The organism is Nitrosomonas communis (assembly GCF_001007935.1).
Lineage (GTDB): Bacteria > Pseudomonadota > Gammaproteobacteria > Burkholderiales > Nitrosomonadaceae > Nitrosomonas > Nitrosomonas communis.
The window spans coordinates 2,099,793-2,115,330 of the sequence record NZ_CP011451.1 but is presented as its reverse complement, the minus strand read 5'-3'; the positions used below and the strand labels follow the sequence as shown (position 1 = coordinate 2,115,330).

Genomic DNA, 15,538 nt, shown 5'->3' with positions numbered 1-15,538 from the left:
ATTACTACTGGATCTCGACACTTACGGGAGGTGGCAAGCTCACCTCAACCGGGTTTCCTTTGTCGTCTTGTGCTGTCAAACTTTGAACAGCAATTTCAGCGGTCCCCGGATTGGGACTGATCGCTTTGAAACGTAAGACAGTTGTCATTCCACTTGGTTCTTCCCTACCCAGCTTGATAGTCCGAACTCCAGATTTCTCACCGCCATCCAGCGCTTCCAGCAGATCCTTATCGTATGTCAGATTAAGTTCACTCGCCAGATTGGTTTTCTGGGTAACCAGTCTCACCGTTGCGGTAAATTCTCGATCCATGGGCACAGTGGTCGGCGCTAACAAGGTAAGTGATGGAGAAGCCCCACCAGCTTGTTGCGCAGCCGCTGCAGCAAATGGATTAGGAGCAGATTCAGCCATTGACGTTGACGGTGTCGGCTGTGCTCCTCCAAAAACAGAGCGAGCACCTAACGCCGGCCCGGAAGGAGCCAGGGCTAGGGATTGTGGCAATGTCTTACGAATAGACGTCTGCAATCTTCCAGCCGCATTGGCCGTACCAGAATAAAACTCGCTCTCCAGTTTGGTCGGTTGCGTAACATTACGTACAATGCGCGGGGTGATTAACAATATAATCTCTGTCTTTTGACGATTCAGACTTTGATTCCCAAACAACCTGTTCAGGATCGGCGTATCGATCAATCCTGGTATACCCCCCAGGCTTCTTTTATCATCGTCGTTAATCAAGCCCGCCAATACATGCGTTTCACCATCATTTGAGGACAGTAAAGTCTCTGCTGTCCGTGTTCCTACGACAGGGAACCGACTCCCCGCCGTTGTGCCTGCTTCGAAACCTGTTATCGAACTTACTTCAAGCATCACCTTGATGGCCACCTCATTATTCGGAGAAATGACAGGTTCAACTTCCAGTTTCAATCCCACATCAATGAAAGTCACTGATTGTGATACGGTAGCTGCAGTCCCCGTGACATTGGAAGTAATGATAGGTTGTCTGCTGCCAATCAGAATTTTAGCTTTCTCGCGATTCTTGACACGAATACGCGGATTGGCCAGCAGGTCATTAAAGGTAAGATCTTTTCTTAAATCAATCACGACCTGGTTGCTGACCGAAAAATTCTTTAAACCAAAGGTCATCTGATCCAGTGTAGTTGTAGCAGCTGCCGCAATGGGATTACCGCTTGCGTCAGTGCCACCGGGATTGGGAGTGTAAGTAATACTTCCTGGAAAATTAGGTCCAAGCTTGGCTACATTGTTTCGGTTAACTTCCAATACTTCCACATCAAGCATGACCTCTGGATCGGGAAAATCATTGATGGCAACCAGTCGTTCTACCAAACGGATTGCCTCCAATGTATCGCGCATCACAAAAAGATTGAGCTTCTCATTAACGTAAATATCCTTAGCTTTGACCAATCCGCGGATCATCGATACCATCTGTTTGACGTCGGTATTGACCACATGGAAACTGCGCACCACAAGCTCTTGATATTCTTTTTGTTTGGCCGGAGTATCCGGATAGATCAACAACGAATTGTCGTTCAATATCTTATAAGCAAGTTGATTAGTGACTAGCAACAATTTTAAAACATCTTCGATTCTGTTATCGCGTACAAAAATAGATGTTTTCGACTCCTGCTGAACACTTTTATCAAAAATAAAATTGATCCCTGCGGTGCGTGATATCAGCTCAAAAATCGTTTTCAAACTCGCATCGCGAAATTCCATTGTGATAGGTTTATCAAAAGTGGTCATTAATGCCAGCCCAGGTTCTTCAGCCCGACTAAGGCGTTGATTAATCTCTCTAATTAATAAGCGCGCATCTCCATTCATCGGGTTTTCCTGTAACACCGCGCGCACGGCCGCCTCAGCACCTTCCACATCATTTCGAGCGAGCGCCTCTCTGGCTTGTTCAATAAAGAATTGTTGATGCCGATCCAGATACAGTGCTTCTAACCCTGCTTTGGCGCGCTCGCTATTAGGGGTGATTTCCTGCACATGGCGGTATTGCTGTTCAGCACTATCAAAATTCCCCGCTGCTCGTAAATTTTCCGCCTCGTTGAGTATTTGATTGGCGATCGCCTCACGCTGTCGTGTCAGTACTGTACGGATTTCTCTGTTATCAGGCTCTTCATAAGCTGCCTGCTCAAGTTTCTTCAAGCCTGCATCAAGTTGACCTTGCGCAATCAATTGCTGGCCTTCTAAAAATGCCCGATTTCTGGTAGCTAATTGTGCACAGCTCATTAATAGTGTCAGCAGCAAAATAATGAAGAAAAATCTGACTGATTTCATTAAAACTTTCCAGGATTATTATTATTGATAAGAAGCTTTTGTTTGATGCCCAATGGTAAATAGGTAAATTCGATTACGTCATCATTAATCCTATCGACCCGATAATTTTTCTCGATACGTCCCCCTACTTTTGCAATATAGAATTCATCCCCCATGGAAAGAAATACGCTTGTCCGCTTTCCTTCCATAATTTTGCCGATATATTTAAATTGCAGAGGAGGCGCTGTAGGAGGAGGCGCACGAACAGGCGCAGATTTGGCAGCTTGGTCCAAACCACCGGCACCACCGGCGCCACCAAATGGAGACTGAGAAAGATCAGCACGAGGTGGCTTCGGTTCCCAGGAAGCAGAAGCAAAGATATCATCCGCTTCAGCACTAAATTTTCGCTGCCCTAATTGATCAACTTGTAGATGACCCATGTCACTTTTTCTGCCAGCTACACTTACACTTTTTGATGCGGGTTTAGTGGGTAGAATGGGTTGGACGGTCTCTTCTATGTCAGCATCATTCTCCTCGAGCCATATCACTGCAAAGAGTGTTGCCACGAGCGCAGCGCCCAGAATCAACCTGCGAATATTGGCCGCCTGTTTTTCCATTTCAACCGTGCAGATATAGATTCACGCTAAGTCGGGCATCCAGTTTGCCCGATTTAATATTTTCACGTTTGAGCGCGATATCAACCAAAGCTATTGCGGGGATGGTTTCCAGCATATCGGCAATAAAAGCACGAATTTGAGGATAGCTGCCATGAACGGGCAGAATCATTTCATAGCGAGCCAATTTTGAATCCTGCTCTTGCATCAACCGATAATCACTGCGACTTAGCTCAACTTTGTGTTTGTTAGCAATCCTGTCTAATTCCTTGATCCAGTAAGGTGATGAGTCGATACTCGGAAAAAAATTATAAAAAACCTGTAAGGCCTGATTATCATCTAACTTTGTGGTTACGGCAGCTTCAGCTTGCGTTCGTTGCTGCATTGAGGCGGCTTGTTCCTTAAGTTTAAGGACGTTCTCTTTTTGTGGCAAAACAGCTGCCCAGAAAAAGACGACCGAAAGGGTAAACAATCCCAAGCCTATTTTTCCGATTAGATTAAGTCGCGTTATTTGCCAGCGTATTTGAATCAGCTGTCTTTCTACGGTCAATCGATCCATGTTGTCGTCACAGAAAAAGCAATTGGTCGATGGAGATTCTCTTGCTTCACTTTATAGTTGATCACATATGCATTTTCAAACACTTCTTCTCGCTCAATCGCTTCGACAAAATCAGTCAATGCTGCTAAATTTCTCGCTTCACCCGCAACCCGTATCGCTCGATTAGCTATATTCGGTTGCACAGATAATAATGCAATTTCCTCGCTTACCGTATATTCCAAGGAATCAAATAACGCTTCCCAGGGCAAATTGATTTGTCGCAACACTTCCTTTGCCTGTTTAAGCTCCTTTTGTGTTTCTTGAGTAATTCGTGCAACCGGCGTTCTCGGTGTCTTTTTATGCTGTTGTTGTTGCTCAAGACGATCGATACGTGCTTCCCAATGCGCAGCTTCTTCCATGACTGATTTCAGCTGATAAAAGCAGGCAATAAAAATCATGAAACCTAATCCCAGCAAAATATAATCGATATAACGCGCTTGTTGCGCTATATAAGGAAATTTCAGTTTCAGGTCACGCATGTCCTGCCTCACTATCAGCCACACTAAAAGAAGGGAAGTGAAGTGGTACCGGTATTTTCTCAGTAGGTAAGTAGGCAAATTGCCATCCTTTATCGCTGGGCAAATTCAAATCCGGATTTTCCGGGGCAAGCAGATACACCTGTTCAATAGGTTCCCGATAACCGGAATTAATAGCCTCTTGCTCAAGTGCAGCAAGTAACTCGGTTTCAATCGAATGCACGACACGCTGATTTCGTATTCCCTTCCACTCGCTGTTGGAAAATAAAATCATACACAGCCGCTCTGGCTCGATGACTACAAACCAGAAGCGCTTATCATTAAACGATTTACACCATTGATCGAAAGCAGCTGTCAGATAAGGTTCGATTCGTCTTAATTTCATGCGATGACGAGAAACCAGTGCTTCAAACTCACTGTATAGATCACGGGTGATCGCAGCACACAATGTACCTTGATAGGGATGCTCATCACTTATACTTACGACCCAATCCTCGACTCGTTCTCCGTAGACTTCTCGCATGCGAAAATTGGCATAAGCAAATAACTCGGCCGGGCCAGTAATTTCTTGCTGAGGTGAAACCACCACATAACGTATAAAATGATTGGAAAGCGTGATGATCAGCTCAGCACCCTTCAAACTTGATGCTGTATTTTCTTTTTCAATCATTTGCTCAAGCTGTTGTAAGGATCTCTTCCACATGGCGGTATCTTGTGGATATCCATGTACTTGTGAAATTCTGGGCGATTGTCTGGATTTCGTGCCCCGGAACGTTCTCACCATATCCACACGACCAGGCGCAAAAAAAACCTGAATCCGATCACGCCACAATAGTGACACGATTAGCCTCCTGCAGACTGGTCTGTCCTGTTTTAACCATCTCAAGTGCAGCTTCACGTAAAAAACGGGTACCATTCTGTTTAGCTGCTTCTTTGATACGGCGAATCGTAGCCTGCGCAATAATCAATTCACGAATTTCATCATTTAACAGCAGTATCTCAGCAATCGCACTCCGTCCCCGATAACCACTGCCACGACATTGGCCACATCCTTTGCTGAACCGGAAGTGATAATGTTCCGCTTCTTCTAGAGGAATGCCGGATTCCGCAATCAGCTGATCCGCAGGATGCTCATCAATGATGCATTGAGGACATAACAAACGCACCAATCTTTGCGCCACAATGCCGTTCAGGGCTGAAACGAAGCTATAGGGATCTACTCCCATATGAGAAAATCTTCCGATCACATCAAATACATTATTAGCGTGCACCGTGGTAAAAACAAGGTGACCGGTTAGTGCAGCTTGTATCGCAATCTGGGCTGTTTCGGCATCACGGATTTCACCCACCATAATTTTGTCTGGGTCATGCCGTAAAATAGAGCGCAATCCTCGCGCGAAAGTAAGACCCTTTTTTTCATTGACCGGAATCTGGAGAACACCAGGTAGCTGATATTCGATCGGATCTTCAATCGTAATAATTTTGTCATCACCACGATTAACTTCCGAAATGGCGGCATAAAGGGAAGTTGTCTTGCCACTTCCGGTAGGTCCGGTTACCAGCAGCATGCCATAAGGCTCCGAGCTCAATCGGCGGATACTCGTAATAGCTGTCTGATTGAATCCCAGCTGGTTCAATGTCAAACCTTCCACATGATCGGTAAGCGCCTCTCGATCCAGGATCCGTAACACCGCGTCTTCACCAAAAATACTCGGCATGATCGATACACGAAAATCAATCTCTCGTCCTTGAATGGAAACTTTAAAGCGACCATCCTGAGGAATTCGGCGCTCTGCAATATCGAGATCAGACATCACCTTGATACGCGAAATCACCTGCTCGGCCAAATCATGGCCTTGCATCACACCAATGGTGGTCAATACCCCGTCAATTCGGTATTTTATCGCTAATGACCCCTGCATCGTTTCCAGATGAATATCGCTTGCCATCGATTTATGGGCATCATATAAGGTGGAGTGAACCAGCCTCACGACCTTACTTGTACCTTCATGGATGGTCTTTAACGACAAATTTTCGATACCCGCCTGCGCCATTCCCTGCTGTTCCGCTGGCAACACATTATCCATCGCCCGCATATTCTTTTCTTGCTGGGAGAAAAATGCTGATAGATCAGCCGGATGCACTAAATACCACGTCACACCGACTGCAATATATTCATCTGCCCAAGCATGTAAATTAGGTAAAAATGGATCGGCTACCGCAAGCAAGTACTCTTGATCTTTATGGAATAAAGCACATTCCTGTTTGACTGCTTCTGCAAATGGTAAAATCTCAAAAGCAGGATGCAATTTATGCAAATCTTCCATCTGGATCACCGGCATCTGCAGGAGTTGGCCCAACTCGATCATTAGCTCACTGGATGAGTAGCCATATACTTCCTCTAATATTTTGATGACAGAGCTTTTTTGGGCTAAAGCCTGTTGGCGCGCCTGGCCAAGCTGATGTATATCGATAGATGGCTTTGTAACAGCCTGAGAATTCGCTTCAATCAATTGATACTTCCTGCCAACTCAAAAATAGGCATATACATTAAAATAATGATACCACCAATCACCGTGCCGATAACTGCCATCAATAGCGGCTCGATTAACTTAGTTGTCCACTCGACCCAGCGAGCGATTTCTTCATCATGAAAACCACCGATCCGCTCCATCATATCCCCCATGAGCCCGGTTCGCTCACCTACTCGTAACATCCGGCTTCCTACGGGCGTCGTCAGCTCTGCTATTTGCATTGCGCTCGAGATAGTTTTACCTTCACGGATATGGTTAGCTGCTGCGATGACCCTTGGCCGGAAATGCGGCTGTAAAAGATTGCTCACCATTTCCAATGCTTTTGTGATCGGAATGCCACCTCGCAATAACATTCCCAGCGTTTTATAAAACCGGGCGAGCTGATAAATCCGCATCCGCTCACCGATCGCCGGAATTTTCCATAACAACTGCATTAAACGCGCTCGAAATGCAGGTCGGGTGAAACTGTAGGTAACTAGCGCCAGCATAGCGGTAAAGATGCCCGCTATCATCCAGCCACTTTCATGCACCAAGCGCCCCCATTTGATCAGCATAACGGACAACCAGGGTAAATCTGCACCGATATCCTCATAGATGGCACTGAATTTAGGCACAACAAAAAGCAGCAGAAAAACGGCTACCAACAGTCCAACGACTAACAGCAAAACAGGATATATAGATGCACCCACCAGCTTTTTACGCGCCATGTCCATTTGTGTCTGATAGGTGATATACCGCGTCAAGGCTTCAGGTAAATCACCTGTTCGTTCACTCGCCCTAACCGTGGCAATATACAGAGCAGGAAATATCTGCGAATAAGTCTCCAATGCTTGCGAAAAGGTCATCCCTTCATACAAGCGCGCAAGAATTTCCTGGATAATTTTGCGTACGCCACTATCCTCTTCTTTCTCAATAAGCGTCTCGATACTTTCTACCAGACTAAGGCCTGCTGTTAACAGAGAGAGAAGCTCCTGACTGAAATGGGTGAGCGGAAAACGTGTTCTGGATTTAGGAAACCAACCCGCAAAGTTCCGATGCACACTCAGCACCATCCCGCCTTGAGCAGCTATCTGCTGTCGAGCCTCCTGTTCGTTAGCTACATCCAGTTCGAGAGATACTGTGCCTTGTTTGGCAAGAATCGCTTTTACAGTATAACGCATTGATTCTTTCTACCAGTTGGCAATATCGGCAGCATCCCCTGTCCCGCCTGGCTGCCCATCTTTTCCTAAAGAAAAAAGATCAAACTCTGCATGCTCACCCGGATACATGTATTGGTAGGGTTTTCCCCAAGGATCAGGTGGAGGTGCTTTACCAAGATAAGGACCTTGCCATTTTATCTCATTACCAGGTCGTGTCACGAGTGCACTTAATCCTTGCTCAGTAGTGGGATAACTGCCCACATCCAGACGATATTGATGCAAGGCTTTTTCAAGCGAATCAATTTGTGCTTGCGCCATTTTGACTTCTGACTTCCCTACCTGCGAGAAATATTTGGGACCAACATAGGCAGCCAGCAAACCTATGATGACCATCACAACCAGTAACTCAAGCAATGTAAACCCACGAATACCACTTTTACGCGAATTTTTATAGTAATACTCCATTTTAACCTCTCAACTAAAGTTACTATTTTGATTTGTTAGATAAACAGTGCAATCAAAGACAATGATATGCCATTTAGCATCAATACTGCACGAAAGACATAGTGTATTCTAGAAATATTAAACCAGATTTTTCATTAGGAAAGTTTAGAGTAAGTAAGAAATAAGCGTGAATTTGATTAACAAATTTAATCCTTTTAACCCATCAGCATTTCCCGACTTTATATTTTCAGAAGATATAAAGACCATTATTCATTATGTCAATTTTAGTCAATCACATCATAATGAAAAATGAGTAGAGACATAAAAGAAATTTTGTATGGTCCTGTAATTTGTCTTGGTTCGTACCGGCACCTTAATAGAATGATATAGTTAACTGATCTGTAAGCATAAGATGCACAACTACTATTTCGGTTTTCTTAAGGTAATCTGAGTGAGTAATTATCCGTTCCATTATAAAAATGATACCACACTGAACTCAAACTGGAGGCTAAGGTCTACTTTTATTAGAGGCAATCATTGCTCGCCAAAAAATATATCCAACACATCAAAAAATATATCCAACACATAGTTCGGCTCTACTAACTTCCATTTTAAGAAGGGAAAAGAATATGAACAATAAATATTTAGCTCATCTGTTGTGTTTTGTTTTACTGATCTTTTCCGTAACTCTACCCTCGTACGCTGACAAAAAAAATATGGATGAAAGCAATGTAGCCAGCAATATGGAAGAGCTGCGCGATGAGATCACTGCAAATAAGAAATTAGTCGTTACCAATAATATGAGCCTGACCGATGGAGAAGCCAAAGTATTCTGGCCTGTCTATGATGCCTACCAGAAAGATTTACATGAGATCAATCTGCGATTGGCAAGATTGATAGATGACTATGCCGTAGCCTTTAATAAAGGTGCGATCCCAAATGAAAAGGCGACTCAACTGATTGATGAAGCCATTGCCATCGAAATGGAGGAAGCTAACCTAAAGCGGAGATATGTGCCCAAACTTAGCGCCGTCCTTCCTGGTGCAAAGGTTGCACGTTACCTCCAGATCGAGAACAAAATTCGCGCCATCGTACGATATGAACTTGCAGAATCCATTCCATTAGTTTTAGCAGAATAAAAAAAGTGCTGGAATATCCAAGTTTCAAGTCATCTTTTTGAATCAATTTCAAGTTAATACTAGGAGGCAAGGAATATGCTCCAGAAATTTATAGCATTAACAGCAATGGGTGCACTACTTGCCAGTACACCGGTGAGTGCACAATTAACCATTTATCCCGCAAAGGGACAATCCGTAGAACAACAGCAGATAGATGAAGGTGAGTGCTATGCTTGGGCCAAGGGCCAATCAGGCTATGACCCTCTGCAAGCCAGCCAGTATGCAGCATCCGGGCAGCAGAGGCTTGGTGGCGAACGAATAGGAGGGGCTGCTCGTGGAGCAGCGGGTGGCGCTGCAATTGGTGCCATTGCGGGTGATGCTGGCAAAGGAGCTGCAATAGGCGCAGTCAGTGGAACGATGTTAGGAGGGGTAAGGCAACGCCAGAAGCGTGCGAGTAATGATCAGGCTGCGGCACAGCAACAACAGCACTTTCAGCGTGCCTATGCTGCCTGCTTTGAAGGCCGGGGTTACACGTTAAAATAAAAAATGTATTAACTAGTGACGTATCTTCATAGCTATTAAAACATGCCGACAGGCTTCACCTAATGAGGAACGCCCGAGCCCCAGTTATCAGCATTGTGAGTTGGATATTGCTCGGTTTACTGACAATAGCAACGGGTAGCTGGGGTGTGCTTGCTCTTGCATTTTCAGGTCCGTACAGCGATATGGTACGCAGTATCCTGGCCATAGCCTTTGGGATTATATTGCTATCAACTTTAATCGCATTAGGCTTTCGGCGCTGGCGATGGCAAGTGCTTATTGGCTATTATGCGTTATTCTTAATATTATTAGTGTGGTGGAGCAATATTTCACCCTCCAATGAGCGCAACTGGCAAACGGATGTCGCAGTGCTGCCATACGCAACGATTGAAGGCAATCTCATTACAGTACACAACATTCGCAACTTAAATTACCGCAGCGAAACTGATTACACCCCCAGCTACTATGACAAACGCTTCGACTTAAACAACCTGGAGGCAGTGGATATAGTAGCCTCTTATTGGATGGGGCCTGCCATAGCACATATATTCTTGAGCTTCGCCTTTCTCGATGATAACTATCTCGCCATATCCATCGAAACACGCAAGGAAAAAGGTGAAGATTACTCTTCTATTAAAGGCTTCTTCCGACAATATGAACTTATCTACGTGGTCGCTGATGAGCGCGACATTATACGGTTACGCACCAACTATCGTGAAAATCCACCAGAAAATACTTATATTTATCGAGTAAATGGACCCATCGAAAATGGCCGCCGCTTATTCCTTGAATATATGCGCAGAATCAATGAACTAAAGACCAGACCCGAGTTTTACAACACGCTCACGACCAACTGTACGACCAGTATCTGGCTGAATAGCCGCGTCAATCCACCACAGCTACCTTTCAACTGGAAGATTCTGGCAAGCGGCTACCTGCCGGAATTGTTATATGAACACGGTAAATTAAAAACTGACGGCCTGACTTTTCCTGAATTACAACAACTATCCCATATCAATGCTCGGGCACTGGCCGCTGATGATGCTGTAGATTTTTCGCGTCTTATTCGAGCAAAGGATACCCATATCCCAACCACGCCCCCTCAAGTTCTAAATTAGATGAGTACTGACTACGTGCTAATTTGCAGCCAATCACACAACTTACCAAGACTTTATCCATCAAGCGCCTCTTTTCCTTAAGTGCCTTTCGTCTTAAACCAAAAAGGCACTTAAATTTAAACATTCGGCATAAATAGCCCAAAAGATGTATTTTAATTTATTGCCATAAGGATCGTTTTACGTGTTAACACGTATATTTTTAGTGCGCGAATTTTAATAAGCTATAGCAGCATCAGAATTGAATAAAAAGAAAAGAGTTTACTCTCCTGTCACTTCATGCTGAAAGAGCAAGCGGCACGTTTTTTCAGTTATTTACTGCTGAGATTGTCTTTTTTAGGTTCAAAAAACCAGGAGTATGTAGCTTACCATTATGCGGCATGAGCGAAGCTGAATGACCTTAATCAAATGTCCAGTTTTGTTCAATTACAACTAACCATAAAATCATGATGACAAGCGCTTATTATCTGAGTAGAAAAAATCGAGGGTTAATTTTCTTTCTCTCAATCACTTTTTTCTTATCGGGTTGTGTCAGTAGCATCAGCAAAGGTGTGACACAAGCTCTTCTGGAAAAAGCTGAAACTGAAGATACCCGCATCTGCATCGTTGAGGGCATGCCTTTTGAAGGGATTAAACCACACCTCATCAACTCACAGGGAGAGACCAAAGTCGCGATGGTGCATGGTGTAGGGGATCATATCCCAGGCTATTCCACCGAATTCTTGAATAAACTAGCCAAAGAATTAAATTTAAACAGTCGTGCGGGCGATTCCAAGAATATCACTTTGGTTTCACCTTTATATCCTGACAAAACTCTGGGTAATTTGCGCGCAACCCAACTGCTGAATGAAGCTACCGGTGAGAAGCTGACATTTTATGAACTCGCCTGGTCGAGGCTTTCTCTGGAAGAGAAAGCACTGCTGAGATTTGACACTTCAGGAGAAATTGATTTTCGCAGAGCCACAATCAATCGTAGGCTAAAGGAATTCACCAATGACACCACGCCCGATCCTATTATTTATTTAGGCAGCATCAGGGAACATATTCTGGCAGCATTCGCACAATCATTCTGTTGGATGGCAACACAATACTGGCAAGATCTTCCGAAGGAAGGAGAACATGTCTGCCGAGGCTTGGGCGATGCGCATATCGACAAAATAGAGCGCGATGACTATGTCGTGATTTCACATAGTCTCGGTAGCCGTATCACCATTGATGGTTTCCAGCGTATTGCCGATATGCTGGAACACCCGGAAAAGTATGCCAGTTTAGGATCAGACGAAAAGTTTAAATCAATGGTTGTTTCCGCAGCAACCTCCAAAGCAATAGCAGCACTCCGTGAAAAACATATCCCCGTTTTCATGCTATCCAATCAGCTTCCGCTCCTGCAATTAGGCAGAGACCCCCCCGAAGTAGTGGGTCAGAAAGCAACCTATTGTAAACCTGAAGGTGCGCATTACTCGCAGCGTATGCTCACCGATACATCCATTATTGCTTTCAGTGACCCCAATGATTTATTAAGTTATGGCATACCCAATCAGTTCAGCGAAAAATATCTGGATTCGCGATTATGCCCAAGCATTACCAACGTCACAATCAACGTAGCCAAAATTATTGATGCCTTTGATATCAAAGGCTTTGCTAATCCACTGGAAGCCCATGTGGGATATTTCATTGATGATCGGGTGGTCGCGCTGATTGCCAATGGCATCGGCAATCCGCATACCTCGCCGCTTATTAAAGAAAGATGTGAATTTACCAAAATAGGCGATAAGTGAATAAATTATTTAACTCATGAAGGAAAAAATCATGCATCTTACTATTTGTCAAAAATGCTTCATAGCAATTATTATGGCAGGGTGCCTAACAACACAGTCTCAGGCTGCCACAAAAGATAATTTTCTGGCAAGGAATGCGCAGGATATCATCGAGTTATGTACAGCCTCACCAGCAGATCCCCTTTACAAAGAAGCTATCCACTTCTGCCATGGCTACCTGGTCGGCGTTTATCAGTATCAGCAAGATTTCTACAGTAATCCCGGGCTCAGCCCTTTGGTTTGCCCGCCTGATCCTAAGCCGTCACGCAACCAAGCCATAGCAAATTATGTCGAATGGATGAAAGCTCATCCAGAATACCTGAAGGAGCGAGCCGTTGATACCGTAATGAAATATCTGATAGAGAAATTTCCATGTGTAGGATAACGGTTACTGCTAATTCCATTCGATAATTTTTAGGAGCGATAGCATGAAAAAAATTCTTTATTTAATCATTGCAGCAGTCATCTCAATGGGTATAGCTGGATGTGCAGGCATGACTCAGTCAGAACAGAGAATGATGACCGGAACGGCAGGAGGCGCAGCAACCGGCGCTGTAATTGGTGCAATAGCAGGTAATGCAGGGATGGGGGCTGCCATTGGCGCAGGCGCGGGCTTGTTAGGTGGGTATGTTTACGATAAACACAAACAGTCTGAGCAACGTGCCTACCAAAAAGGCTATCAGGAAGGACAGTAAAGGAGATAGTGTTTCTAGTATGTTCCTTCGCTGACCATGACGAGGCGGTCACCCCGGATAGCAAAGCGCTTTATGACCGTGAGCGTCGGGCAGCACATCGCGTCTTGCGGGCGATGCATCGTCATCACAATTGTGACGTGATCACGCTCAATTGCTAACGAATGTACCCTTACTCGATCGCCCAGAAGAACAGTATCAGTATTTGTCCAGCCTTGGGCATGTTCAGTACTTTCAGTTAACAGTGCAAGTTCGTAGAACGTACTCGTTCCACCCAAAGTCGTGATTGCCTCGACTACGCCCACCATTTTGCCGTTCAGCACCCCGAATGCCCGCTTATCGGTAAGTTTCACAACTACTTCAGACACAGAATCTGGAGCAGCTGATGCACGAAATTCGTCCTGAGTAAGGGTCACGGGTCCAATCTGATATACCTTCGATTTGAAGATAATCGATTTGAGATTTACAGCAGACACATCGACTTGTTTAGCTTTAAAGCGGTCAAGCACATTTTCATCCTTGATTTGATGGCACTCCACACCCTCTAGGCCAGTTGACAGATAAGATGCTTGACCTTGAAGTACGATGGATAATATCGCAACCCAGGTTAAAGTAGATTTTGGATTTTTTTTAGGGAGTAGCATGAAACCTCCTCAATCGTTATTTTATACTCCCGAATCCGTTGAATGCCGTCGGGTCATACGGCAGTCCAGACAAAAAAAGTACACAAAGAAATGCGCCCTACCCTGGCCTGCAGCAGCTCTTACCTACCGTTCCGCTGGCTTATCTCATTTGTTTTTCTCTTGGATCAAACTGTCAAGAAAATGGTTCAGACGACTATATTCCGATGACGTTTTTTTAGTCAGCAAGTCTACTAACATACCACCGAATGCGGCTCGAGCAGCGTCTTTGATAAACATGGGCTCCAGGCTCGCCGTTTCCCCTACCACGACAGATTCGGCTGCGGAGGACCATACAGGTTCACCGCTGATGGTGTCCCATAGTTGCAGGGAAAGTCTCATAACAGCAGAACGGGTCTGCAAAATCACGAATGGAGTGACTGGCGCATCCAAACGGTCCGTCATAGTTTGTGAAATGTATGCCAATCTGGGCTGAAGTACGTATCGCGCCTCTATACTTTTCCCGATTTTTTGAAGTAATTCCCGATTCAGGACATGACTTTGATCAACGCCCTGGCGCAAGCAGGTATACTCTTCTGCCAGGCCGTGACGGTTAATCAGGGCGATTGTTTGCTGTTCATCCATTATCTTCCAAGTTGGAGCGATTTTTTTAATGGATTCCGCAAGATATAGGCTCAATACGGCTTCATCGCCCCGAGAGGATGTCGACGCTAAGGGTGTGAACAGGGCCACCACTTCCCCTTCCAAGCCTGTTGAATTCGAGGAGGAAGAAAATAGCGTCGATGTGGTGCGTACTACCCATCTAGGCTGGACGCTTCCACACCCTGCCTGCCATAAAAAGGATGAGAAAGATCAGCCCTGCTACCCTAATCTTTGTCTGGAAACTAAAGATGTGAACCATATCATCAATGCCTCCACTGCAGATGGATGCTGATCGTTGTAGATCCATAATAAACTTTATTCATCCCTTATCTTCAACAGACCAAGTCTGAAAAAGATCAATTTTGCACTTATCCAGTTTGCCCAACAGTCCATTCAGATGGTGACATCGCTTCGCTCATAAAATCTAGCTAAATTCATTAGCTCGGTTGACCTTGACCTATTTTTTCTTTACGAGCAAAGTAAAAATAAGCGCCCACCACAAAGAAATTAGTGATCACCGCGATAATATTCCAAAGGATGACAGGTCTTGAAAAGATCAACAACCCGTACTAAACCCATAAAATTTGGAAAGTACCCATAATAGCGGCCATCCTGGGGTTCATGCCTTTGCTTGACCTTCGTTTAATCATCCCGATCAAATCTGGCAGAGCGGCAAAAGTTATTCCTAATTCTGCTAAAAAACCGACAACTTCTGATCTGTAAAAACCAGGGAATAACAGACTATCCACATCATGCATGGCAAATTCACCGCAGCCCGTAAGAATGATCACGCGGAAAAAGAAACAAAGCAAATGGCCTCTGTTGGGACAAGCCCTATCCATCCTGCTTTAGAGGGTGCTGAAGCTTGCCACAAACCCGATTTATGCTTTCCT

18 protein-coding genes are annotated in these 15,538 nt (G+C 44.7%); 7 read left to right on the top strand and 11 right to left on the bottom strand.

Annotated elements, in window-relative coordinates; all coding sequences use genetic code 11:
* Positions 1-4: 4 nt before the first annotated feature.
* From AAW31_RS09575 to gspG, 8 genes are read right to left on the bottom strand one after another with little or no spacing between them, the layout of a single operon-like run.
* Positions 5-2,296 carry a FecR domain-containing protein gene (locus tag AAW31_RS09575; RefSeq protein ID WP_046850075.1) on the bottom strand — a complete coding sequence of 764 codons (2,292 nt, stop codon included), beginning with the start codon at positions 2,294-2,296 and terminating at the stop codon, positions 5-7.
* Positions 2,296-2,892 carry a hypothetical protein gene (locus AAW31_RS09570; protein ID WP_046850074.1) on the bottom strand — a complete coding sequence of 199 codons (597 nt, stop codon included), beginning with the start codon at positions 2,890-2,892 and terminating at the stop codon, positions 2,296-2,298. The genes AAW31_RS09575 and AAW31_RS09570 overlap by 1 nt, the downstream gene beginning before the upstream one ends.
* A 1-nt stretch (position 2,893) precedes the next feature.
* Entirely contained in the window at positions 2,894-3,448 is a 555-nt protein-coding gene (locus AAW31_RS09565) for a hypothetical protein (RefSeq protein WP_046850073.1), read from the bottom strand.
* On the bottom strand, positions 3,436-3,966 hold the full coding sequence (locus tag AAW31_RS09560; protein ID WP_046850072.1) for a PilN domain-containing protein: 531 nt from the start codon (positions 3,964-3,966) through the stop codon (positions 3,436-3,438). The genes AAW31_RS09565 and AAW31_RS09560 overlap by 13 nt, the downstream gene beginning before the upstream one ends.
* On the bottom strand, positions 3,959-4,804 hold the full coding sequence (locus AAW31_RS09555; protein WP_046850071.1) for a hypothetical protein: 846 nt from the start codon (positions 4,802-4,804) through the stop codon (positions 3,959-3,961). The genes AAW31_RS09560 and AAW31_RS09555 overlap by 8 nt, the downstream gene beginning before the upstream one ends.
* Complete coding sequence (locus tag AAW31_RS09550; RefSeq protein ID WP_046850070.1) at positions 4,785-6,476, bottom strand: GspE/PulE family protein; 1,692 nt, start codon at positions 6,474-6,476, stop codon at positions 4,785-4,787. The genes AAW31_RS09555 and AAW31_RS09550 overlap by 20 nt, the downstream gene beginning before the upstream one ends.
* Positions 6,473-7,657 carry a type II secretion system F family protein gene (locus tag AAW31_RS09545; RefSeq protein ID WP_046850069.1) on the bottom strand — a complete coding sequence of 395 codons (1,185 nt, stop codon included), beginning with the start codon at positions 7,655-7,657 and terminating at the stop codon, positions 6,473-6,475. The genes AAW31_RS09550 and AAW31_RS09545 overlap by 4 nt, the downstream gene beginning before the upstream one ends.
* A gap of 9 nt (positions 7,658-7,666) precedes the next feature.
* Positions 7,667-8,101 carry a type II secretion system major pseudopilin GspG gene (gene gspG, locus AAW31_RS09540; RefSeq protein ID WP_046850068.1) on the bottom strand — a complete coding sequence of 145 codons (435 nt, stop codon included), beginning with the start codon at positions 8,099-8,101 and terminating at the stop codon, positions 7,667-7,669.
* Between the two features lie 608 nt (positions 8,102-8,709).
* On the opposite strand from gspG, the gene AAW31_RS09535 reads away from it, so the two are divergent.
* The 6 genes from AAW31_RS09535 to AAW31_RS09510 all read left to right on the top strand — a co-directional run bounded on the left by AAW31_RS09535 (position 8,710) and on the right by AAW31_RS09510 (position 13,365).
* The gene (locus AAW31_RS09535) at positions 8,710-9,219 is read left to right on the top strand and encodes a hypothetical protein (protein ID WP_046850067.1); all 510 of its coding nucleotides are present in this window, start codon (positions 8,710-8,712) and stop codon (positions 9,217-9,219) included.
* A gap of 75 nt (positions 9,220-9,294) precedes the next feature.
* A complete protein-coding gene (locus AAW31_RS09530; RefSeq protein WP_046850066.1) occupies positions 9,295-9,741 on the top strand; it encodes a glycine zipper family protein in 447 nt (148 codons plus the stop codon).
* A gap of 62 nt (positions 9,742-9,803) precedes the next feature.
* Positions 9,804-10,856 (top strand): Lnb N-terminal periplasmic domain-containing protein, encoded by a 1,053-nt coding sequence (locus AAW31_RS09525; RefSeq protein ID WP_046850065.1) that lies wholly within the window; start codon positions 9,804-9,806, stop codon positions 10,854-10,856.
* A gap of 443 nt (positions 10,857-11,299) precedes the next feature.
* Positions 11,300-12,631, top strand: coding sequence for a hypothetical protein (locus tag AAW31_RS09520; protein ID WP_200899585.1), 1,332 nt, complete (start codon positions 11,300-11,302; stop codon positions 12,629-12,631).
* A 73-nt stretch (positions 12,632-12,704) separates the two neighbouring features.
* On the top strand, positions 12,705-13,055 hold the full coding sequence (locus AAW31_RS09515; protein WP_144412905.1) for a Rap1a/Tai family immunity protein: 351 nt from the start codon (positions 12,705-12,707) through the stop codon (positions 13,053-13,055).
* A gap of 43 nt (positions 13,056-13,098) precedes the next feature.
* The gene (locus AAW31_RS09510; RefSeq protein ID WP_046850063.1) at positions 13,099-13,365 is read left to right on the top strand and encodes a YMGG-like glycine zipper-containing protein; all 267 of its coding nucleotides are present in this window, start codon (positions 13,099-13,101) and stop codon (positions 13,363-13,365) included.
* A 14-nt stretch (positions 13,366-13,379) separates the two neighbouring features.
* Here the strand turns inward: AAW31_RS09510 and AAW31_RS09505 are convergent, their stop codons facing one another.
* A complete protein-coding gene (locus tag AAW31_RS09505; protein ID WP_046850062.1) occupies positions 13,380-14,006 on the bottom strand; it encodes a hypothetical protein in 627 nt (208 codons plus the stop codon).
* Positions 14,007-14,150: 144 nt separating this feature from the next.
* On the bottom strand, positions 14,151-14,627 hold the full coding sequence (locus tag AAW31_RS09500; protein WP_046850061.1) for a hypothetical protein: 477 nt from the start codon (positions 14,625-14,627) through the stop codon (positions 14,151-14,153).
* A gap of 28 nt (positions 14,628-14,655) precedes the next feature.
* On the opposite strand from AAW31_RS09500, the gene AAW31_RS09495 reads away from it, so the two are divergent.
* Entirely contained in the window at positions 14,656-14,937 is a 282-nt protein-coding gene (locus AAW31_RS09495; RefSeq protein WP_046850060.1) for a hypothetical protein, read from the top strand.
* 277 nt (positions 14,938-15,214) lie between these two features.
* Here AAW31_RS09495 and AAW31_RS09490 read toward each other — a convergent pair whose 3' ends face one another.
* Entirely contained in the window at positions 15,215-15,436 is a 222-nt protein-coding gene (locus tag AAW31_RS09490) for a hypothetical protein (protein WP_144412904.1), read from the bottom strand.
* Positions 15,437-15,538 lie beyond the last annotated feature (102 nt).